We start from the raw sequence: 21232 nt of genomic DNA, 5'->3' as shown, positions 1-21232 counted from the left end.
AATTAAAGCGAGAAGTGAGTAGAAAACATGTTAAAAAAAATTGACCAAGGTCGCCAGTTTTTAAGGGAAAATAACCAGCTGTTTCGTTGCCCTCTTTGTCATACATCAGTCGATATAACTGAAAAAGGTTTAATCTGTCAAAAAAAGCACCAATTTGATTTGTCAAAGAAAGGTACGTTGTATTTTTTATCTCATGGAATAAAAACAGAATATGACCAAAAAATGTTTATTCCTAGGCGCTCACTAATCCAATCAGGAATGTATCAGCCAGTAATTGAATTGTTAGCACAAGAGTTAACAAATAATGCGGAGGTATTAGATGTTGGCTGCGGTGAAGGCAGTTTTTTAGTTGAATTAGCGCAAGCAAAGCCTTTAAAAAAAGCAGTAGGTTTTGATATTTCTAAAGAAGGCGTGTATGCAGCAACTGATCATTTTATTGAAGCATTTTGGTGTGTTGCAGATTTAACTAACCTTCCTTTTGAAAATCAAACATTTACAACCATTTTAAATATTTTTTCTCCATCACATTATAAGGAGTTCCAACGAGTACTAACAAATGAAGGAGAGGTTTTAAAGATTGTGCCACAACAATATTACTTAAAAGAATTACGGCAAGCTTTTTATCCTGATCAATTGGAAAAACAACAATATTCGAATGAGCGAGTTGTAGCAAAATTTGCTGAATCGTTGGTGGTAACCAAACGAGAACGTATCACTTATGAATTTGAAATTCCTGAGAAAAACCGACAAGCACTTTTAGCAATGTCCCCTTTAGAATGGCAAGTAAGTCAAGAAATAAAAGAACAATTATCTAAAAATCCTTTGAAAAAAATTACAATTGATGTAGAATTATTAAAAGGAAATAAGAGAAAACGATTGCAATGAAATTATTCTTTACGAAAGGTTGCAAAAAGAGGTCGTTGGTGATATAGTAACAACAAGTTGTTTTTTCATTGGTTTTTATCAGGTTCCTGTTCTGATAAAAGTTAGTGAGAAGAGCTTCACTAACGTAACGACTCGCAGTGGCTAACACCGAGTTGATACGTTTTTTTTTATGCCAAAATGATCATTAGTAATGATACGAATGAAAGGATGAAGCTTTATGAATCATATCGTTTTATTTGAACCGCTGATACCAGCTAATACAGGAAACATTGCACGAACATGTGCGGCAACTAATACGCCTCTTCATCTAATTGAACCGCTAGGATTTTCAACAGATGATAAACATCTAAAACGGGCAGGACTTGATTATTGGAAGGACGTAACTATCACTTATCACCACAATTTAGAAGCTTTTTTGTCTTATTTAGGGGATAGCAAGCTTCATTTGATTTCAAAATTTGCTCATAAAATTTATAGTGATGAAAATTTTGCTGATGGCCAAGACCATTTCTTTTTATTCGGCAAGGAAACAACGGGATTGCCTGAAACGTTTATGCGAAAAAATGAAGAAAAATGTTTAAGAATCCCAATGAACGATGAACATGTTCGTTCATTAAATTTATCAAATACAGCAGCTATGATTGTTTATGAAGCGTTACGTCAACAAGGATTTCCAAATTTAGAGTTAACGCATCATTATAAAAATGATAAACTAGACTAGAAACATTTTACAAGTGGACTGTTTTAAGGTATATATAACTTATTTTATCTTTTTTTGAATCAATTTTTGTTTTAAAAAGACCAAATTTATAAAACAGTTTTCATCATTGTTGTATGAATGAACAGGAGTCTGATACAAATGGAATTATATTTTACACGACATGGAAAAACACACTGGAATCTTGAACGCCGTTTTCAAGGAAGTAATGGAGACTCCCCGCTGTTACCGGAAAGTTATGAGGATATCAAAGCTTTAGGTAAAAAAGTGAGATACGTACCATTTGAAGCTATCTATACAAGTCCAGCTAAACGTGCTCGAGATACTGCAGAAGGTATCAATAAGGAATTAGCTCATCCAGTAGAAATTATCTGCACAGATAAATTAAGAGAATTAGGATTAGGAAAACTAGAAGGACAGTTGATTGATGAAATGTACAAATTGTATCCTAAAAATTTACCTAATTTGCGCAATCACTTAGATCGCTATGATCCTGCTCCTTTTAAAGGAGAATCAATAGAATGTGCGATCACGCGTATTGAAACTGCGGTAGCTGATGCTGTGGCTTTACATGAAGGTCCGATACTTTTTGTGGGACATGGAGCGTCCTTAACTGCTGCGATTCAGTGGATGACTGGCAAAAAAATTAGCCAGCTAAGGGAGATGGGTGGTTTATACAATAGCAGTTTAACGATTTTAGAAACAGGAGAACCGAATAATTTGCTGCCTTATGAACTAAAAACATGGAATGAAATTGACTTTTTAGGAAAAGAAACGAAACCCGAGTCATTATTATAATTGAAGGAGGCAACACGATGCAGCCAGAGGTAATGCCTTATTTTGTTGGCACAGTTGCCGCGATCTTTTTTCAAAATCCTAGTAACTTTTATAAAGTATTATTGATTCGGATAACTGAAACGACTACGGATTATCGTGAAAAAGAAATTGTTGTCACTGGAAGTTTTGGTGAAATTCAAGAAAATGAACTGTATCGTTTTTATGGTGAATTAGTAGATCATCCTAAGTACGGCAGGCAATTAAAAGTTGAGCGTTACGAACAGGAAAAACCAACGACTGTAAATGGAATTGTCGGCTATCTGTCAAGTGAAAAATTTCCGGGAATTGGAAAGAAAACTGCCGAGAAAATTGTCGAACGGCTAGGAGAAGAAGCCATTGAAAAAATCATGGATGATCCTGCGATTTTAACGCAAATTGCTGGTTTAAGCCAATCAAAAAGAGAAATGATTGTAGAAACCATTCGTTTGAATCATGGGATGGATCAAGTGATTATGGGATTGAATCGTTATGGTTTTGGTAGTCAGTTAGCGTTTAGTATTTATCAAGTTTATAAAAATGAAGCGTTGGATGTCATTCAAGAAAATCCTTACCAATTGGTCGAAGATGTTGAAGGAATTGGCTTTAAACGAGCCGATCATTTAGCCGAACAAATAGGAATTAAAGCAGATTCGTCTAGACGTATTCGAGCTGCTATTTTGCACCAAATTTTTCAACATGCAGTGCAAACTGGGGATACATATGTACCTGCTGAAATATTGCTGAAACAAACGATTAAAATTTTGGAAACAAGTCGACCAGTAGAAATCCAACCGGACCACGTAGCAACGTTGATTATTCAATTGATAGATGAAGGAAAAATTCAACAAGAAGAAACAAATTTATATGAAAATAGTTTGTATTTTTCAGAATGGGGAATTGGTAATTCCATTCAACGTTTACTTAGCCGTAAAAAAGAAATCAGGTATGAAGACCAAGCAGTGAAAAAAACTATTCGCCGTATTGAAAAGCTGTTTGGTATCCAATATGACCAAACACAAGAAAAAGCCATTTCTAAAGCCATCTGTTCGCCTTTATTTATTTTAACAGGTGGTCCTGGAACGGGGAAAACAACGGTGATTAACGGGATCGTCAATTTGTTTGCAGAATTAAATGGGCTAGAATTGGATCCAACTAAGTATACTCAGGAGATTTTTCCGATACTATTAGCAGCTCCAACGGGGCGTGCGGCTAAACGAATGAATGAAACAACTGGACTTCCGGCTAGCACGATTCATCGATTGCTCGGTTTAAACGGTCGTGAAAAAGCTTCGACAGTCAGTACAAAAGAACTTGAAGGGGGCTTGTTGATCATTGATGAGATGTCAATGGTTGATACGTGGCTAGCCAATACATTATTTAAAGCTATCCCAACAAATATGCAGGTGGTTTTAGTAGGAGACAAAGATCAATTGCCTTCTGTAGGGCCAGGCCAAGTGCTTCATGATTTACTTGAGATCGATCAAATACCTAAAGTCGAATTGCACCAAATTTACCGACAAGAAGATGGCTCAAGTATTATTCCATTAGCTCATGAAATTAAAGAGGGACGTTTACCATTAGATTTTACGAAAAATCAAAAAGACCGCTCATTCTTTCGAAGCGATGTCTATAGTATTGAACCTTTAGTGGCAAAAATTGTTGAAAAAGCTAGAAATAAAGGATTCAGTGCACAAGATATTCAAGTGCTGGCACCCATGTATCGTGGATCAGCTGGAATTGACGCGTTAAACAAGATGATGCAGGAGATTTTTAATCCGGGTGGTAATGGGCGAAAAGAAGTGCATTGGAATGATACGATTTATCGAATTGGCGATAAAGTTCTTCAATTAGTAAATACGCCAGAATTAAACGTATTCAACGGCGACATGGGGAAAATTACAGGAATAGTTTTGGCAAAAGATTCACAAGACAAAGTAGATGAACTGGTGATTCAATTTGATGCGAATGAAGTGACTTATAAGCGCAACGAATGGAACAAGATCACTCTTTCGTATTGTTGTTCAATCCATAAAGCACAAGGCAGTGAATTTAAGATGGTCATATTGCCAATGGTTCATCAATATCAACGCATGCTGCAACGTAACCTTCTTTATACCGCTATCACAAGAAGCAAGGAATTACTAATTTTACTAGGAGAAGAACAAGCCTATTTCACTTGTGTGACAAATGAGTCAGCCAGTCGGTTAACAACTTTAAAAAAACGGATTGAAGAAAATGACAAGATGAGTATCGTCACCCAAACAAAGTTAGCCGCTTATGAGGATTCTCTTGTCAGCAATGATCCTTTTGAAGAAAGAACAGATACAAATACGGAAGAAAAAACACATTTAATACAAAAGACAAAAAACAAGAATTTTTCTCAAGAAACATCTGAAAAATCTAGCGGAAATAAAGGCGACAATCTGTTCACTTTAGCCAAAGACGCTGTCTTGGAAAAAGAAAACATGAACCAAGAATTGATTAAAGAAAAGAACACCCATCAAAGAATTCAAACATATATTTTGACAACTGAAGCTATTGAGAAACAATGGATTGATCCGATGATTGGTATGAAAAAAGAGGATATCTGCAATATGGAACGTTTCAAAAATTAAAATTTTAAGTTAACACTTATTTTTATTTCGTCGCCCCGTTAGTGGAATAATCATCAAATTTTTGGCGATTGTTCCACCATTTTTTTATTTGGTTGTTAGGATTGTTTAAAAGAATCATGTATTATTATAGTCAATCGTTAAGCTTCATAAGATTAGAGAGGATATGTACTTGAAGTTGAGTTTATGGTATTGGCTTTTAGTTAAAGATAAAAAATCAAAGTAGAAATTTCTATTATTGAATTTTTCTTTATTTTTTGTAGCAGCTGTTTTTGTTTTTAGGGTCATGGACTAGCGTTATAAAATCAACATTTCACCGATCCCCAAAATAATTGTTTTTTTGTAAAAATTTGTAAATCAAAAAGTTGTTTCTTTGTATCTTCGCCGTCTTCTTGACCGTATTGAGGAACAGTGGATAAAATCTGCAATTTATTTATTGTAAAGTGATGAAAATATTTTGATTTCATTTGTTTTTTTCGCAGCAATAAGAAGAGGAGTCCAAGAATTTTAAATAAATTAATTTGCTCTACGACTACAAAATCAATCGTAGGTTTAGTAATTTGTGCCGTAGGAACGATAGTCATGCCGCCGCCATTAGTGGCCGTACATAAAAAAGCCTTGTCAAAATTTAGCTGTTTTTCATTCATAACGACTGAAATCGGAAAGCTTTTTTGACAAAATAAGACATGTAAAACAGAGAAAAGGTAAGAAAATGATCCTAAATGGTATTTATTCAACTGTTTTTTTTATTCGAATAATTGGCTGCATGAACAATGGCAGCATCTAAACCAATCCCAAAGTTATTGACTATGATTTCTTGTTGTTTGCTTTGCTTTTCTTCGTAATATAAGAGATTTATTTCTTAAGGTTGATGAGTAGTTAAGATGTTCTCTAATGCTTTTACGGTATTTTTAGGTAATCCAACCCCTCAAGCAAAATCATTGTCGAAACCAGCTGGAACATAAGCGATAGGAAAATTGACATTTAAATGATAAAAGGCGTTTAATACTTGATGCAAGATTCCATCACCGCCAACGACAACTAATAAGGGAAAGAATACATGTTGTTCTTTTATTTCTTTTGACCACTCTATTAACGTTTCTTTAGCTAGCTTTTTGGCAATTTGTGCATCATGTCCTTTCTATTTGCTATAATAAACAGAATAAATCAGCTTTTTTTGATCCAATAATGGAATTATTTTCTCTGCTGTTTTTTTGCCAATACCACTTCCGGCGGCTTGGTTAATTAATAAATAATAATGAAAATTCATTTTTGCCTTCTACGACGCATTTCAAAAGAGGAATACCAAACGATATGAATCAATGAGAAAAATAAATTTTGATTGATTGTTTGTATAAATACTTCTATCCGCAACTAAAATGTTTATCGTCGATTTCCACGATTTATTTTCTAAAGAATAAGAAAACTAATGTTATTTTTTATCCTTGACCATTATAACAAAGAAGGAGATAAAAAAATAGGGTCTTGCAATCAATAGGTAGCCAAATGAGATTCATTTTCTGGGAATTTTGAAGTATCCCTTTGTTGATAAATACAAGGAAAGAAGAGAAAGTACAAAAGTATCACAAAATCTAGCATCTGCTTCGTGTAACAGATAGAAAGAAAAAGAAGTATGCTAAGTTTTTTTTCTGTACTTAGTTCCTCGACACTTTGTTAGATTTTTTTAGTTAACACGTTGGGAATATGCTATAATACGCCTTGCGGTTCATCAACCATCCCGCGTTAAAAAAACTAGGAGAAATGAGGAGTTTTTATGCAAAAAACAAAAGATCGTCAACGACTAAAGATCGTTGTAGTAAACGGCATCGTTATGGCTTTATATTTGGCTCTTACAATTTTAGTGGCGCCAGTTTCTTCGGGTCCCATTCAATTTCGTATTTCTGAAAGTCTAAATCATTTGGTTGTTTTCAATCGAAAACTACTTTGGGGAATTTTAGGCGGTGTTATTGTTTATAATGCGTTTTTTGGTTTTGGTCTATTAGATGTTATTTATGGTGGAGGACAAACGCTCTTTGCTTTGACATTAACGGCCTTACTACAAAATAAAATAAAAAGTGTAAAAACTCGATTGGCTATAAATACGGCTTTCTTTACCGTTAGTATGGGATTAATTGCATATATGCTAGTACCAACAGTAGGACGTGCTTTTTGGACCACATATGGCACATTGGCATTAAGTGAGTTCATCATCATGGCTGTTTCTGCTCCACTAATGTATTATTTAAATCGCAGTTTAACTTTTGAAACGCGTGTGTAAAGCCTAAAGAACAGTCCATTTTTGATTATACAATAAGAAAGTTATTCTTTTGTTAAAGCAATGGCTATTTAAAGAAATTGGCAGTAGAGGTAAGTGAATTTTTTTATCTACTATTTTTTTGTGCGCCAGTTTATGTATATGTTTCGTTTTAGGTAAAGAAAAATATTGATAATCAAGTTTCGGTTTAGGAATTTAAAAAGTTGTCCTAGTGGTTTAAAGAAAAAGCAATCAAAATAAACCCGTCAGAAACTTTAAAAGAATGACGGATTTATCTTGATTTAACTACTTGGTGTGAGCATTTTAAACAATAGAAATGCTTGAGTGGACCGTAAGTGAAGAAAATTTGCTACTTTTCTTCACTTATGACAAAAATTTGTTGTTAAATCGAATTATTCAAGATTTTGTAAATTTTCAATTTCGATTACTTTATAATTTTTCTTTTCTAGATGATTGACGATTGTGTCGCATAATTTTTGATCGGTGTTCGCAGGCAACGTAATCAATGTGCGACGGATATATTCTTCTTTTTCGACATCCAAGGTAATACAGCTTGCAATGCTGCTGTATTTTGCAATAATTTTTGCGATAGTGGCTAAATCCCCTTGTTTTCCAGTGGAGGCAATGGTTAAAACGTAACTTCCTTGTTCTACACTCCACGATTGAGAAAGCATGTTTAGCAATGTGCTATGGGTCAAAATACCATAGAAATGATGTTCATTATCAAGAACAGCAATATAAGGCAACTCTTTGATGGTAAAAAATACTTTAAAAAAGGAGGTATCCAAATAGATAAATTTAGTCGCATTTTTTAAAAGATGAGTAACAGGTAAAGTCATATCTCCGCCGTTTGCTTGGTGACGATAGATGTGCATTTTATAGATATTCCCACGGAAGATATTACCTGAAGCATCTAAAATTGGGACACAACGATAACCAGAAGATTCTAAAATTTCTAATGCTTCTTGTAGTGTACTGGTTTCTGTAACCGTTGTTAAATCTTTCTTCTTATACACAAGTGTTTTTAGTAACATATAGTTGCCTCCATACATCTCATTTTTACTTAATTTCAACTTAATCATATCATAATTAATTCTAAAACAATAGGCTCTTTCTACATTCATTGACAGAAAAACTTTTACATGATACTGTAGATGAGTGTAATTTTGGTTTTCAGTGAGGAGGTAAAAGCAAATGGCAAAGAAAAAAGCTGCGTTGGCTTGTTCCGTTTGTGGTTCTAGAAACTATACCAAATCGGTGAGTGAAGGAAAAAGCGGTGAACGTTTGGAAATCAATAAATTTTGTAAATATTGTAATCAATATACATTACATAAAGAAACAAAATAAAGAAGGGGAGGAGAAAAAATGAAATTTTTTAAAAGCGTAAAAAGCGAGATGAAACAAGTTACTTGGCCAAGCCGTAAACAGTTGCGCAAAGATACTTTAATTGTTATTGAAACGTCTATTATTTTTGGCATTATGTTTTTCTTAATGGATACGGCAATTCAAAGCTTATTTAAGTTGCTCTTAAAATAAGGTGCTAGTAAAAATGACAGATGAGTGCTATAATAAATAAAAAGAAAAACTTCGGGAAACTGGGGTTTTTTTATTTTACAACGAAATGAGGAGCCTCTAATGGAATCTTTTGAGAAAAATTGGTATGTCTTACATACATACTCTGGCTATGAAAATAAAGTGAAAGCAAATATCGAATCACGGGCACAAAGTATGAAGATGGCGGACTTTATTTTTCGTGTGGTTGTTCCCGAAGAAAAAGAAACAGAAGTAAAAAATGGAAAAGAAAAAGAAATTGTTCATAAAACATTTCCGGGATACGTATTAGTAGAAATGATCATGACAGATGCCTCATGGTATGTGGTTCGTAACACACCGGGTGTGACAGGTTTTGTTGGGTCACATGGTGCAGGAAGTAAGCCAGCTCCACTGTTACCGGAAGAAGTCAGTCATATTTTACGTTCAATTGGCATGAGCTTGCGACAAACGGAGTTGGAAATTGAAGTGGGCGAAGTCGTTAAAATTATCGAAGGAGCCTTTGCTGGATTAGAAGGTCAAGTCATTGAAGTGGATGAAGAAAAAGAAAAACTAAAAGTTAATATCGATATGTTTGGTCGTGAAACAAGTACTGAGCTTGATTTTGATCAAGTAGATAAAATTGACTAGCAGGTAGATATTAAAAAAAAACAATCGTAAAGTGGAACAAAAAATAAACCGAGATTTGCAAAAATTATTTTTGCGAAACTGCGGTTTATTTTTGCAAAAAGTTTCTCAATAGGTCAGCTATTAGTATTTTAAAATAAAGAAAAAATGTAAGAAAAGTGTATTTAGATATGAAAGAGAGTGTATTTAAATATTTCTAATATAAAAGTTTTTTAGAAAGGATAAAAAATGAAGAACTGGTTAAAATATGGGGGAGTTGGCTTTTTTGGAATCATTAGTCTTTGGTTGATTAGCGGCTGTCAGATAAGAGCTACAAATTCTCCTCCTGATAAAGCAATAAAAACAGTTGAAACTATCCAAAAAACAAAACAGATTCGCCAATCTTTCGTTCCCACTTTATTTTTTCATGGCTATAATGGAACGGTTCATTCTTTTAAAGGAATGATTCAACGTTTAGAAGAAACTGGAAGTGGCAAAAAAGAATTGACTTTGACAGTTGATGTGAATGGTCAGGTACAAGCAAAAGGAGAACTTTCAAAAAAAGCGGTTAATCCAATGATTCAAGTGTTATTTGCGGATAATAAAAATAATGAATGGAATCAAACTGAATGGATCAAAGCTTGCTTAGTTTATCTGCAAGCTACTTACGGAGTCAACCAAGTAAATGTGGTTGGACACTCTATGGGCGGAGTAAGCGCGTTACGTTATTTAGCCACTTATGGACAAGATAAAACAGTACCAAAAGTAAAAAAATTCGTTGCGATTGCTGCGCCATTTAATGATTTTGAAGAAGATTCTACCCAAAATTTAGTAGATGAACTAAAAAATGGTCCAGCAGTTGTTTCTAATCGTTATCAAGACTACCAACAACTTATTGGGAATATTCCGACTACGACTCAAATTTTATTACTTGCTGGGCAATTGAGTGACACTGATTTAAGCGACGGAACTGTTCCGTTAAATAGTGCATTAGCTGTGTATGCTTTATTGAAACAACATGGAAATACTATAGCGGAGAAAATAATAACAGGTAAAAACGCCACCCATAGCATGTTGCATGAAAATCAAGAAGTAGATGCCTCAATCCGCCAATTTATTTGGAATATTGAAGAATCTTAAGAAATTTCAAAGCAGACACAAGAAGAATTGACTTGTTCTTATTAACAACAACTACATCTTATTTTTCAAATCAAAACTAAAAATAAAATGATTTAAAATTATTGAGTAAATTTATCTGATGTGCGCATATGTTTTTTCATGATGCGCTGCTATATCGTTTTTTCTTAATCATTTGGAGGTAGTGAATATTTTGCTAGAATGTTAAGAAAAGTTGGAACTTAGATTGAATGAAGTTCCAACTTTTTTAATTTAGGAAATCAATGAAGTTTAGCTGTTACAAAGTTAGCAATTGCATTTAACTATATTCAACGAAACCTCATTATTTATTAACGTGGAATAAATCCAACCGCTTTTATTGTCCCAATCGTTCTTTTGTTAACCGCTTGGCCGTCGGTGTAACTGCTAGACCACCTTCTGCCGTTTCTTTAAAAATGGCGGGCATTTGTCTACCCACTTGATACATGGCGGCAACGACTTCATCTGGTGGGATAACACTTTCAATACCTGCTAATGCCATATCAGCAGAGATAAGAGCTTGTGAAGAGCCAAGGGCATTTCTTTTCACACAAGGAACTTCAACAAGACCAGCTACAGGATCACAAATTAAGCCCATCATATTTTTTAATGTAATTGCTACTGCTTGTGCGGCTTGATGTGGAGTGCCGTTTTTGGCACACACTAAGGCAGCTGCTGCCATGGCGCTTGCCGATCCTACTTCTGCTTGACAGCCACCTTCTGCTCCGCTAATTGATGCATTATTTGCAATCACTAAACCGAATGCGCCAGCTGTAAAAAGAAAGTCAAGTTGTTGTTCATGGGTCAAATTTAAACGCTTACGCACCGCCATTAAAACGCCGGGAACAACACCCGCACTGCCGGCAGTAGGTGTGGCACAAATTAACCCCATTTTTGCATTGACTTCATTTACCGCAATTGCATTACGAACAGCAGATAAAATCGTTTCACCGCTTAGAAAGTCCGCTTCTTTTAAATAAAGGGCTAATTTTTTTGCATCACCACCAGTAATACCAGTAACCGAAGTGACACCTTCATTTCCTTCAATAATTGATTGTTCCATGACACTTAAATTTTTTTCCATGATCGCAGTGATTTGTTCCCGTGAACGTCCGCTTGTTTCCATTTCTACAGCAATCATCAACTCAGCTACACTCGGATAATCATTTGCTTGTTGGACTAACTCTTCAATAGAAAAAAACATTTTTCTTTCCTCCTTAATCAAAATAGTTCACACTATCAATGTTAGGCAACAGTGTTAATTTTTTGATTGTTTCGTTTATTGGCGGTTCATCCACTTCAATGATCATGATGGCATTGTTTCCTTTTGACTCTCGTGTGACCGTCATTGTTCCAATATTTGTATTGGTTTCAGAAAGGACATTTGTTACTTTTGCGATCATTCCCGGCACATCTTGATGAACAATGATAAACGTTGGCGTCCCCATACTAAGTGAAATTTTGAACCCATTTAATTCTGAAAGTTGAATATTTCCGCCACCAATGGAAATACCAGTAACAGAAAGTTTACGTTTGCCTTTTTTTAACAGCATTTTAACAGAATTAGGATGTTCTGCCTTTTCACCTTTGGGAACAAATAAAACTTCCATTCCAGCCTCATAGGCCAGCTTAAGTGAATCTGCTAAGCGTTCATCGTCAGGTTCCATTCCTAGCAAACCGCCAACTAATGCAATGTCTGTCCCATGTCCACGGTACGTTTTAGCAAAAGACTCATAGAGATAGATATCAACGGAATCTGGTTGTTCCCCAAATATGCTTCGAACAATTTTTCCGATTCGAACGGCACCAGCCGTATGGGAACTGCTTGGACCGATCATGACAGGACCAATGATGTCAAAAACGCTGCGATAGTTTAGTTCTTTCATTTTTCCACCCCTTTGCTATAGATAAAAGCGCTGTAAAAAAATATTCGCTTTTTTTGATTGAGCATTTTTAAATCAAGCGATTGTGTGCGGCTCCTTCTTTAAACGATTAAGAAAGAGCAAAAGTTCTTCCATCATAAACGTTAGTTTGAGGAGTCTGATGAAGATAACCAAAACACAAACTTTGCTCTATTTTGACTGATGAACGGTCCATTAGAGCCTGCTTTTGGCGTAAGTGTAACATAAAAAAAAAGTAAGGAGAAAGACTTCTTATTCATTTTAAGTATTTTTTTAGAGCTTTTTTCGAGGAAATGCTATTTTACTGAAAAAAAATCTTGAAAAAAAGAATAAATTTGCTATAATTTATCAGTGTGCATTGTTATGTACATAATTTTCTTTTTTAATCAAAGGATTATGAGAGAAAATGTGGGAGGAGAAATATGCATCTCCAATTAACCACATCACGGACTTAAGGAGGTATGTCTCGTGGCAAAGAAAGTAGAAAAAATCGTTAAATTGCAAATTCCTGCAGGTAAAGCAACTCCAGCTCCACCAGTAGGTCCTGCATTAGGTCAAGCGGGTATTAATATCATGGGGTTCACCAAAGAATTCAACGCACGTACAGCCGATCAAGCAGGTTTAATTATTCCGGTTGTTATTTCTGTATACGAAGACCGCTCATTCACATTCGTTACAAAAACACCACCGGCTGCTGTATTATTGAAAAAAGCAGCAAAAATTGACAAAGGTTCAGGTGAACCAAACAAAACTAAAGTGGCTAAAGTTTCTAGCGATCAAATCAAAGAAATTGCTGAATTAAAAATGGAAGACCTAAACGCAGCGGACATCGAAGCAGCAATGCGCATGGTTGAAGGAACTGCACGAAGCATGGGGATCACGATCGAATAGTCTTTATCCCTAAGAAAGTAGCTTCTCAGTTGGCTCTGTATTGAAAGATATAGAACACGTGGGAGGTACAACCGTTATAACCACAATCAAGGAGGAACCAAAATGGCTAAAAAGAGCAAAAAAATGCAAGAAGCATTAAAAAAAGTTGATTCAAGTAAAGCTTATCCTGTTGCCGAAGCAGTAGCTTTAGCAAAAGAAACAAACGTTGCAAAATTTGATGCAACCGTTGAAGTTGCTTATCGTTTAAACGTAGATCCTAAAAAGGCGGATCAACAAATTCGTGGGGCAGTAGTGTTACCAAATGGAACGGGTAAAACGCAAACTGTTTTAGTTTTTGCCAAAGGCGATAAAGCAAAAGAAGCAGAAGCTGCAGGGGCTGATTTTGTCGGGGATGATGACATGGTTCAAAAGATTCAAAACGGATGGTTTGATTTTGATGTCGTTGTTGCTACCCCTGATATGATGGCTACAGTAGGTCGTTTAGGACGTGTCTTAGGACCTAAAGGCTTAATGCCAAACCCTAAAACTGGTACGGTTACAATGGACGTAACGAAAGCTGTAAACGAAGTAAAAGCTGGTAAAGTTACTTACCGCGTGGACAAAGCTGGAAATATTCATGTGCCAATCGGTAAAGTATCATTTGACAATGACAAATTAGTTGAAAACTTTGCGGCAATTCATGATGTATTAGTGAAAGCTAAGCCATCCGCAGCTAAAGGTCAATACATGAAAAATATCACAATTACAACGACATTTGGCCCCGGTATCCATGTAGATCAAGCTTCTTTCTAATCCTTAAATTAGAACGTTGATTGATCCAACTGAAAATAATTCTTGACTCGACTAGTTTAGCGTGCTAAGCTAGTTGAGGTTAATAATTAACTTGTACCGAAGACAGTAGGTGGCATTGCCTTAATTTCCTACCGAGGACGTTTATTGAATATATTCAATAGTCCCTCTATGTCTGCGGTGGCATAGAGTTTTTTGTCGTGGATCACTAGCAATGAAGTGAATAGATGATAATTACTGGGCGTAAGCGACGTTTTTTTCAAGTAATTCATTAAAAACGACGTGGATAAGTGAAAAACGAGAATAAGTCTACGCTAGAAGTAAAGGCTTATAAAATAAGAAACTCTTCCATCAAAATTCAGGAGGTGAAACTCAAAAATGAGTGAAGCAATTATCGCAAAAAAAGCAGCAATCGTTGATGAAGTAAGTGAAAAATTTACAGCAGCAGCTTCTGTAGTCATTGTTGATTATCGTGGTTTAACTGTTGATGAAGTGACTCGCTTGCGTAAACAACTTCGTGAAGCAAACGTAGAAATGAAAGTTATCAAAAACTCAATCCTTTCTCGTGCTGCAAAAAAAGCTGGATTAGAAGGCTTAGACGAAGTATTCACTGGTCCTACAGCTGTTGCGTTTAGTAACGAAGGTGTCGTTGCACCAGCGAAAATTATGGACGAATTTTCTAAAGAAGCAAAAGCATTAGAAATTAAAGGCGGTATTATTGAAGGTAAAGTATCTTCATTGGAAGAAATCACTGCGTTGGCAAAATTGCCAAATCGCGAAGGACTTCTATCTATGTTGCTATCTGTACTACAAGCGCCAGTCAGAAACGTGGCTTACGCTGTCAAAGCAGTGGCAGACAAAGAAGACGGAGATGCAGCTTAGTAGCCGCATAGCATAAATAAAACGACTAACATTTAAAATGGAGGAAATTATAATGGCATTGAACATTGAAAACATCGTTGCTGAGTTAAAAGAAGCAACTATCCTAGAACTTAACGACCTAGTTAAAGCTATTGAAGAAGAATTTGGCGTATCTGCTGCTGCTCCTGTAGCTGTAGCTGCTGCTGGTGGCGCTGCTGCTGCTGAAGAACAAACAGAATTTACTGTAGAATTGACTGCAGCTGGCGATCAAAAAGTGAAAGTTATCAAAGCAGTTCGTGAAGCAACTGGTTTAGGCTTGAAAGAAGCAAAAGCTGTTGTTGATGGCGCTCCAGCACCAGTTAAAGAAGGTGTATCTAAAGAAGAAGCAGAAGAATTAAAAGCAAAACTTGAAGAAGTTGGCGCATCTGTAACAGTTAAATAATTTTATTGATTTTTAATTGGCTAAAAACCTTGATATTTAAGGTTTTTAGTCTTTTTTTATTTTTTTGACCATACTTTTGACCATACTTTTTAAAAATTTAAATAAGCTGCAAACTTATCAGCAGACCTTTCTTTTTGTTTTTTAGTCACATGAGTGTATATGTTCATTGTTGTATGAATATCTGAATGTCCTAACCTTTCTTGAACTTCTTTGACAGACAAACCAGCTTCAAATAATAAGCTACAATGTGTATGACGGAAGCCATGTATGGTAATATCATTGAAATTATGTTCTTTGCATATTCTAGATAAAATAATATTAGGTCGAGTTATATCTATATAATTATTGTTTTTAGAAGAAAAAATTATTTGATTCTTTGTTTTAGCATGTTGACCATGGGCAAGTAAATAACGTTTTTGCTGAGTTTTCCATGCCTTCAAAATATTTAGTGTTTCGTCATCTAGCGAAATTTTTCTAATAGATGTGTTTGTTTTTGGTGGTGTAGAAATAAATTTATTATCTGAATTTCTCGTGATAGTTTTATTGATTTCAAGTGTTTTATTAAAAAAATCTACATCGTCCCAAGTTAATGCTAATGCTTCACCTTTTCGTATTCCTGTAAAAGCTAGAACTCTGAATAGAGGATAAGTTATAGGGAATTTGTCTTTTTGACAGCATTCAAGAAAATCTTGTAATTCTTCTTTTTCAAAATATTTTAATTTAGTCTTTTTTTGCTTGCGTTCTCCTTTTGAAAAAGTTACTTCTTTCATAGGATTTTCTTTAATTAGGTTCATTTTTTTTGCATAATCAAAAACTGCAGATGTATAACATTTTAAAGCTTTATAGGTAGAATATTGTTCTTTCCATTTGTTGATAGCTTCTTGACAGTAAGCTATGTTATAGCTTTGTATTTTTTTATTTCCAAAAAAAGTTGAAATGTTTTTATCAAACAAAAACTTAACACGTAAGTAAGTACTTTCTCTGACTGTTGGTTTATATTGTTCAATCCACATATCTTTTACTTGTGTAAAAGTGTAGTTATTATCTTTTACTAGTTTTTTATCTGTAGCTAAAACTTCTAGTCTAGCTAGTGCGATTTTCGCTTCTTTTTGTGTTTTGAATCCTCTTTTAGTTGTATATCTCTTCTTTCCAGTTAATGGATCGATACCAAGATATGTCTTGAAGTACCAGGCTTTTTCACCATTTTTCTTTTGGTATTGCTTAATCATTGCCATAAAATCCAACTCCTATTCTAATTCTATTTCTAAAATACTGTTATCAAATGATTCTAAAATCTCATTTTTTTCTATAAAATCAATCCATTCTTGATATCCGTTGTATTTTGGAATTCCTAAATGAGATTTAAGTTTTTGATAGGTATTTGCCACAATTTTTTTCCATTCTTCTTCGCCAGTACGAATGATTTTATCATCATCCCACTTTTTTGTTTTTCCAGTTCGTTTACTATTTTTTGATATTTGATAGTTTTTCCATTTGGTTAAAAATATATGTTTTGAATTAGAATTGTTTTCTAACCATTCTTTGAATTCTTGATATTGCATATTTTTCTCCTTTCGAATATATGTTCTTGTCTGTTGTAAAAGAAAAGCTCGAAGGCTTTAATTTTGTTCAGGAAGATAAGCATTGTAATTCCAAAAAAGAATTTTAGAAGTTTTAGAATTGTATTTTGGAATTGTTTGTTCATTTTTGTTATCAATATAGTATTTTGGTTGTATATAATAAGCAGATGATAATTCATAAAACGAAGATGAGTCAGCTGTGATTTTTGTTATCCAGTTTTCAAAATTTATGTTTTGTATTGTTGAGTTTTCAAATAGTGCTGACATCAAAACTCCTTCATATTCGTTTCCTTTATCATTTACAAAGTCAGTAATTACTTTTATGAGAATATTTTCGTATCCTTCATTTTTTAAAATTTTTAAATCTTTAGCAACAATTTCTGGGAAACCTACATTTATAAATAAATTTCCGCTTGATATTCCACTGGCATTTTTAATAGTTATAAGTGCATTTTTATCCTCAATATTGAGTTCAGTATTTTTACTTACTCCTTTTAACTGTTCTTCAATAGTTTGTGATTTTGTGTTACTGTTTACTAATGTAATACTCAAGGGAACTATTAGAAAAATAACCACAAGAATTGTAAAACATCCTATAAATCTATTTGTTTTTCTTTTGTTACGTGTTATTCTTCTTTTCATTTTCCATTCCTCATTTCTTTGATATAATTATTGTAGAGCTTACTCAGAAATGAGGAAGAGTCCATGTGAAAGCATGGGCTTTTTTATTTTTAATATTGTAATACTAAATGTTCAAGATTATGAGGAAGTCCTAAATATTCAATAATTTGGAACTGACTCATATAAGATAAATCTTGTTCATCTATTGTTCTAGTTAACATTTCAATTGCAAACATATTAGCCTCAGCTTCTATATCATAAATCATGCGATTTAAATTATTTGTTCTGAAAGCAGCAGTAGAAATACCTTTATGAAGTCTAACGTGGGCTATTTCATGCCATAACACAAACCTTTTCATAGAATAAGATAGATTTTGATTGATTAATATTACATAACATCTTTTATTGTGTATAGTTTGTCCTAATGTTTTATTTCCTAAATTAGTTTCAATTAAATCTATATCAGAATAATTGATTATTTTATATGGATTAATTGCATCAGATCCAAATTCTACAAATAATTTTTCTATTTCTTCTAAAATCCAGTATTTGTTTAAATGCATATAAAAGACCACCTATTGACGATATTTTTTAGGAGTAAATTTTTTCTTTGCTTTAACCTTAGTTAAGGATAATGCAAGTTGAATAGCATCGTATAATTTTTCCTTATCTTCATCGTCTAAAGGTTCACCGTAATAATTTGTTTCAGCATCTGAATCTAAGCCTTCAAGTAATTTTTCAGCTTGGATAGCGATATCTTTCTTTTCTTTTTCTGTCAAATCATAATAATGGCGTTTATCAGTACGGCCTAAAAGATAATCAGTTGATACATCAAAGTAATCTGCTACTTTTTGTATTTTATCTCCAGATGGAGTACTTTTATTCCAATTTCTTAAACTTCCAGCGCTAAAATCTAGCTTTCTTTCTAATTCTGCTCTAGTCATTTTTTTTTCTTTAATAAGGTTGTCAACTCTATCTAAAAGCATTATTTTATTCCTCCTAGACTACAAAAAAAGTAAAATTTTACATTTTTAAGTTGACTTATGTAAAATATTGCATTATACTTTATTTGTAAGCAAGATATTCACGACACACAAAAAGCAAATAAGTAATCACTTAATAGTCTCCTCAGACATAAGTAAAGCTCGTATTTTGTGTGCTGTATTTCCTATGCTTACATTATGCAATATATTACACTGTATGTCAATCTTAAAGTAAAAAAACAATGTAAAATTTTCGTTTTAAAAGGAGATGATATTTAATGACTTTAAAACAGCAAGTATTAATTGCATTAATCAAGAAAGGTTGGAGTCAACGAGAATTAGCTCGACGAATGGGTATATCAATTACTTATTTGCGAGATATTTTTATCGAAAAAAGAAAACCTAAGGAACGTTTAAAACAAATCGAAGAACTTTTGGATATCAAGTTAGAAGTAGATTCTAGCAATCAACCAGCGTAGGAGGTGAGAAAATGAATAATCAAACACCAAGATATGAAAAATCAATCCCTGTTAAAGAATATTCTAAAACGGTAAAAACACCATTAGAAGAAATTTCAAAATCTAAATATTCAAGTTTTGCACAATTGGTTTTAGAAGAAGTTAAAAAGAATGATATGAGTTATGTAGAAGCAAACGAAGCGCTACGTTTAGTAGACGCAGCGCTTTATGAAAAAGTTTTGAATATAAAAATTTAAACTGGTATTCCTTTTTCATATACTTCTTTGGTAGCTCCAACGATATAAGCAATATCCATCCCTTCAGGAGTACCAAATTGGCAGACGTTGATCAATATCCAACCATGTTTTAAATATTCATTGACGACTAAATCAGAGTCTCGGTTGGATAAAGTTTCAACATAAACTATATCTTTCAAGAGTAATCACCTCCTTGAACTAATTATATCAAACGAGGTAAAAAGTAAACAACCAGAGTGAGGTGAAAAGAATGGAAGGAACAATACACATGATAAAGAATTGACTAATTATTGAGACAGAAACAGGAACTTTGATTTTTGATAAATATGGCTTTAGCTATGAAGTTAAGGGTGAAAACAACCAGCGTGAGGTGAGAGTATGGAAAAACAGATAAATAAAAAAGAACATTATTTAACAAAATTTAAGCGTAATAATGACGTTGATAAATTTGGTTTTTCAAAAGAAGTTGAAGAATCAGGAAAAGCAATTTTAGCTGAATTAAAAAATAGGGACTTAACATACGATGATGCGTATGCAAGTCTCCAATGGGTTTATAACAAGCTTCAATATGAATCCAACTTTATTAAAATTCGATAAAGCAAGAATCATCATCAAATTTGATTTCTAGAATTTCAAAATTATTATCATTAATTAACATTGATTTTAATTTTAAATTGGTTTCAAGAAAATCAACAGTGTAGGAGGTGTAATCTATGCAACTAAACATTCCAGATGAAGTAATTCAAAACGAATTAGCAAGTAATATTACTTTTATTGTTTTGAAAGAAATCGAAAAGCGATCCAGCTTGTTGACTAAAACTGTTGAATTACCACCTTACCCGAATAAGTCTCAAGTAAAAGAAATATTGAGAATTGGTGATGACAAATTAAGCGGTTGGATTTCAAAAGGTTTAAAGATTCAACAATGGAGTGAACAAGATATTCGAATTGAACGAACTGAATTGCAAAGGTTCTTAAAAGAAACATTTGAGATTTAAATATACAAAATTTATCACATACTCACCGCTTCCGAAAAGAGGAGTTGCAGGTTACCTCCTTTCTATATCTGCTACTCATACTACTTTTTCATAATGCAACTCCTCTTCTTGGAGGTGGTGACGGTGAGAGACGAAGGAGGGAGCGAATGACCTTACAAGAGCATCAACACTTGATGCGAAAACTAAATCAGGAATACCACGAAGAAATGAAACCTAGATTTTAGGGGAACAATGGCGTGAACGCCAGAAGAAGTGGCAAGAAACAAAAAAAGACCGCCTGAGCGATCATTTCTCGTCTGACCTACCGACCAAATAATCAAGCGATACATCGAAGTAGTCGGCGAGGACGATTAATACATCGAGACTGGGGCGTCTACTACCGTATTCGAAACGTTGATAACTTTGCAGCTTTACATCAAGTATTTCGGCCATATCTGATTGAGTCAAATTGGCTGTTTCCCTAAGTTGTTTTAATCTGTCAGGAATGTTTGTTTCCATGAGAAAACCTCCAAAATAAAAATACTTGACTACAACCAATATGGATGTATAATAAAATTAGGTTACAACCCAATCGGATGTAATCAATAAAGAAAGTGGGATGTGATTTGAATAACGAAAAACTAAAAAAAGCCCGCGAAAATGCAGGTCTAAAGCAACATGAAGTAGCAAAAAAAATAGGAATTACGCTAACTTCATACCAAAGATTTGAATACGGTACACGCCTACCAAGCTTGAGTACCGCATTCAAACTAGCCGAAATACTCGGCACAAGTGTTGATGCACTTTTTAAAAATCATTTTAGCTAAAGTATACCATGATAACGGAGGAACAAC

General features: G+C 34.0%; 28 protein-coding genes, 1 pseudogene and 1 other annotated feature. Of the genes and pseudogenes, 18 read left to right on the top strand and 11 right to left on the bottom strand.

The annotated features are described in order from the left end of the window. Positions 1-27 precede the first annotated feature (27 nt). From RV14_RS07705 to recD2, 4 genes are all read left to right on the top strand, one after another. The gene (locus RV14_RS07705) at positions 28-885 is read left to right on the top strand and encodes a methyltransferase domain-containing protein (RefSeq protein WP_071855699.1); all 858 of its coding nucleotides are present in this window, start codon (positions 28-30) and stop codon (positions 883-885) included. Between the two features lie 217 nt (positions 886-1102). After that, positions 1103-1606 carry a tRNA (uridine(34)/cytosine(34)/5-carboxymethylaminomethyluridine(34)-2'-O)-methyltransferase TrmL gene (gene trmL / locus RV14_RS07700; RefSeq protein WP_071855698.1) on the top strand — a complete coding sequence of 168 codons (504 nt, stop codon included), beginning with the start codon at positions 1103-1105 and terminating at the stop codon, positions 1604-1606. A gap of 138 nt (positions 1607-1744) precedes the next feature. Then, positions 1745-2401, top strand: coding sequence for a histidine phosphatase family protein (locus tag RV14_RS07695; RefSeq protein ID WP_071855697.1), 657 nt, complete (start codon positions 1745-1747; stop codon positions 2399-2401). Positions 2402-2418: 17 nt separating this feature from the next. Beyond that, a complete protein-coding gene (gene recD2 / locus RV14_RS07690; protein WP_071855696.1) occupies positions 2419-5034 on the top strand; it encodes an SF1B family DNA helicase RecD2 in 2616 nt (871 codons plus the stop codon). 302 nt (positions 5035-5336) lie between these two features. Here recD2 and RV14_RS07685 read toward each other — a convergent pair. Further along, a pseudogene (locus tag RV14_RS07685) lies at positions 5337-6301 on the bottom strand (diacylglycerol/lipid kinase family protein). 504 nt (positions 6302-6805) lie between these two features. On the opposite strand from RV14_RS07685, the gene RV14_RS07680 reads away from it, so the two are divergent. Next, a complete protein-coding gene (locus RV14_RS07680; protein WP_071855695.1) occupies positions 6806-7309 on the top strand; it encodes a QueT transporter family protein in 504 nt (167 codons plus the stop codon). Between the two features lie 389 nt (positions 7310-7698). Here RV14_RS07680 and cbpA read toward each other — a convergent pair whose 3' ends face one another. Continuing rightward, on the bottom strand, positions 7699-8340 hold the full coding sequence (gene cbpA, locus RV14_RS07675) for a cyclic di-AMP binding protein CbpA (RefSeq protein ID WP_071855694.1): 642 nt from the start codon (positions 8338-8340) through the stop codon (positions 7699-7701). Between the two features lie 160 nt (positions 8341-8500). On the opposite strand from cbpA, the gene rpmG reads away from it, so the two are divergent. The 4 genes from rpmG (at position 8501) to RV14_RS07655 (ending at position 10603) form a co-directional block, all read left to right on the top strand. Then, positions 8501-8653 (top strand): 50S ribosomal protein L33, encoded by a 153-nt coding sequence (gene rpmG / locus RV14_RS07670; protein ID WP_002294578.1) that lies wholly within the window; start codon positions 8501-8503, stop codon positions 8651-8653. 18 nt (positions 8654-8671) lie between these two features. Then, positions 8672-8842, top strand: coding sequence for a preprotein translocase subunit SecE (secE, locus tag RV14_RS07665; RefSeq protein WP_071855693.1), 171 nt, complete (start codon positions 8672-8674; stop codon positions 8840-8842). A 99-nt stretch (positions 8843-8941) separates the two neighbouring features. After that, the gene (gene nusG, locus RV14_RS07660) at positions 8942-9487 is read left to right on the top strand and encodes a transcription termination/antitermination protein NusG (RefSeq protein WP_071855692.1); all 546 of its coding nucleotides are present in this window, start codon (positions 8942-8944) and stop codon (positions 9485-9487) included. A gap of 225 nt (positions 9488-9712) precedes the next feature. Then, positions 9713-10603 carry an alpha/beta fold hydrolase gene (locus RV14_RS07655; protein ID WP_071855691.1) on the top strand — a complete coding sequence of 297 codons (891 nt, stop codon included), beginning with the start codon at positions 9713-9715 and terminating at the stop codon, positions 10601-10603. Between the two features lie 352 nt (positions 10604-10955). Here the strand turns inward: RV14_RS07655 and sdaAA are convergent, their stop codons facing one another. Together sdaAA and sdaAB are read right to left on the bottom strand one after the other, a co-directional pair. Next, positions 10956-11822: an L-serine ammonia-lyase, iron-sulfur-dependent, subunit alpha gene (sdaAA, locus tag RV14_RS07650; protein WP_071855690.1), complete on the bottom strand. Its 867-nt coding sequence runs from the start codon at positions 11820-11822 to the stop codon at positions 10956-10958. 13 nt (positions 11823-11835) lie between these two features. Next, the gene (sdaAB, locus tag RV14_RS07645; RefSeq protein ID WP_071855689.1) at positions 11836-12504 is read right to left on the bottom strand and encodes an L-serine ammonia-lyase, iron-sulfur-dependent subunit beta; all 669 of its coding nucleotides are present in this window, start codon (positions 12502-12504) and stop codon (positions 11836-11838) included. 483 nt (positions 12505-12987) lie between these two features. On the opposite strand from sdaAB, the gene rplK reads away from it, so the two are divergent. From rplK to rplL, 4 genes are all read left to right on the top strand, one after another. Then, a complete protein-coding gene (rplK, locus tag RV14_RS07640; RefSeq protein WP_071855688.1) occupies positions 12988-13410 on the top strand; it encodes a 50S ribosomal protein L11 in 423 nt (140 codons plus the stop codon). A gap of 102 nt (positions 13411-13512) precedes the next feature. Continuing rightward, on the top strand, positions 13513-14202 hold the full coding sequence (gene rplA / locus RV14_RS07635) for a 50S ribosomal protein L1 (RefSeq protein ID WP_071855687.1): 690 nt from the start codon (positions 13513-13515) through the stop codon (positions 14200-14202). A gap of 78 nt (positions 14203-14280) precedes the next feature. After that, positions 14281-14406: a sequence feature (ribosomal protein L10 leader region), on the top strand. 171 nt (positions 14407-14577) lie between these two features. Next, positions 14578-15081 carry a 50S ribosomal protein L10 gene (gene rplJ, locus RV14_RS07630; protein WP_071855686.1) on the top strand — a complete coding sequence of 168 codons (504 nt, stop codon included), beginning with the start codon at positions 14578-14580 and terminating at the stop codon, positions 15079-15081. Positions 15082-15133: 52 nt separating this feature from the next. Continuing rightward, positions 15134-15502: a 50S ribosomal protein L7/L12 gene (gene rplL / locus RV14_RS07625; RefSeq protein WP_002294588.1), complete on the top strand. Its 369-nt coding sequence runs from the start codon at positions 15134-15136 to the stop codon at positions 15500-15502. A gap of 89 nt (positions 15503-15591) precedes the next feature. Here the strand turns inward: rplL and RV14_RS07620 are convergent, their stop codons facing one another. The 5 genes from RV14_RS07620 to RV14_RS07600 form a co-directional block, all read right to left on the bottom strand. Next, on the bottom strand, positions 15592-16737 hold the full coding sequence (locus RV14_RS07620; protein ID WP_084650339.1) for a site-specific integrase: 1146 nt from the start codon (positions 16735-16737) through the stop codon (positions 15592-15594). A 12-nt stretch (positions 16738-16749) separates the two neighbouring features. Beyond that, on the bottom strand, positions 16750-17064 hold the full coding sequence (locus tag RV14_RS07615; RefSeq protein ID WP_010751852.1) for a hypothetical protein: 315 nt from the start codon (positions 17062-17064) through the stop codon (positions 16750-16752). 57 nt (positions 17065-17121) lie between these two features. Then, positions 17122-17724: a hypothetical protein gene (locus tag RV14_RS07610; protein WP_071855685.1), complete on the bottom strand. Its 603-nt coding sequence runs from the start codon at positions 17722-17724 to the stop codon at positions 17122-17124. An 89-nt stretch (positions 17725-17813) separates the two neighbouring features. Beyond that, positions 17814-18266: an ImmA/IrrE family metallo-endopeptidase gene (locus RV14_RS07605; protein ID WP_071855684.1), complete on the bottom strand. Its 453-nt coding sequence runs from the start codon at positions 18264-18266 to the stop codon at positions 17814-17816. A gap of 12 nt (positions 18267-18278) precedes the next feature. After that, positions 18279-18689, bottom strand: coding sequence for a helix-turn-helix domain-containing protein (locus RV14_RS07600; RefSeq protein WP_034866061.1), 411 nt, complete (start codon positions 18687-18689; stop codon positions 18279-18281). Between the two features lie 275 nt (positions 18690-18964). On the opposite strand from RV14_RS07600, the gene RV14_RS07595 reads away from it, so the two are divergent. Both RV14_RS07595 and RV14_RS07590 read left to right on the top strand, forming a co-directional pair. Continuing rightward, positions 18965-19165 (top strand): helix-turn-helix domain-containing protein, encoded by a 201-nt coding sequence (locus tag RV14_RS07595; RefSeq protein WP_071855683.1) that lies wholly within the window; start codon positions 18965-18967, stop codon positions 19163-19165. A gap of 11 nt (positions 19166-19176) precedes the next feature. After that, positions 19177-19401, top strand: coding sequence for a hypothetical protein (locus RV14_RS07590; RefSeq protein WP_071855682.1), 225 nt, complete (start codon positions 19177-19179; stop codon positions 19399-19401). Here RV14_RS07590 and RV14_RS07585 read toward each other — a convergent pair. Further along, complete coding sequence (locus RV14_RS07585) at positions 19398-19580, bottom strand: hypothetical protein (RefSeq protein WP_071855681.1); 183 nt, start codon at positions 19578-19580, stop codon at positions 19398-19400. The two genes, RV14_RS07590 and RV14_RS07585, sit on opposite strands and share 4 nt — an antisense overlap. A 199-nt stretch (positions 19581-19779) precedes the next feature. Between RV14_RS07585 and RV14_RS07580 the strand changes: the two genes are divergently transcribed. Further along, positions 19780-19998: a hypothetical protein gene (locus tag RV14_RS07580; RefSeq protein WP_071855680.1), complete on the top strand. Its 219-nt coding sequence runs from the start codon at positions 19780-19782 to the stop codon at positions 19996-19998. Between the two features lie 116 nt (positions 19999-20114). Beyond that, positions 20115-20399 carry a hypothetical protein gene (locus RV14_RS07575; RefSeq protein ID WP_010738250.1) on the top strand — a complete coding sequence of 95 codons (285 nt, stop codon included), beginning with the start codon at positions 20115-20117 and terminating at the stop codon, positions 20397-20399. A 285-nt stretch (positions 20400-20684) separates the two neighbouring features. On the opposite strand, the gene RV14_RS07570 is transcribed toward RV14_RS07575, so the two are convergent. Beyond that, positions 20685-20897 (bottom strand): helix-turn-helix domain-containing protein, encoded by a 213-nt coding sequence (locus RV14_RS07570; RefSeq protein WP_071855679.1) that lies wholly within the window; start codon positions 20895-20897, stop codon positions 20685-20687. Between the two features lie 107 nt (positions 20898-21004). Here RV14_RS07570 and RV14_RS07565 point away from each other — a divergent pair, with 107 nt between their 5' ends. Beyond that, on the top strand, positions 21005-21205 hold the full coding sequence (locus tag RV14_RS07565; RefSeq protein ID WP_071855678.1) for a helix-turn-helix transcriptional regulator: 201 nt from the start codon (positions 21005-21007) through the stop codon (positions 21203-21205). Positions 21206-21232: the final 27 nt, after the last annotated feature.

This window comes from Enterococcus ratti (genome assembly GCF_001886195.1).
Taxonomy (GTDB): domain Bacteria; phylum Bacillota; class Bacilli; order Lactobacillales; family Enterococcaceae; genus Enterococcus_B; species Enterococcus_B ratti.
This window is presented reverse-complemented; position numbering and strand designations above follow the sequence as displayed.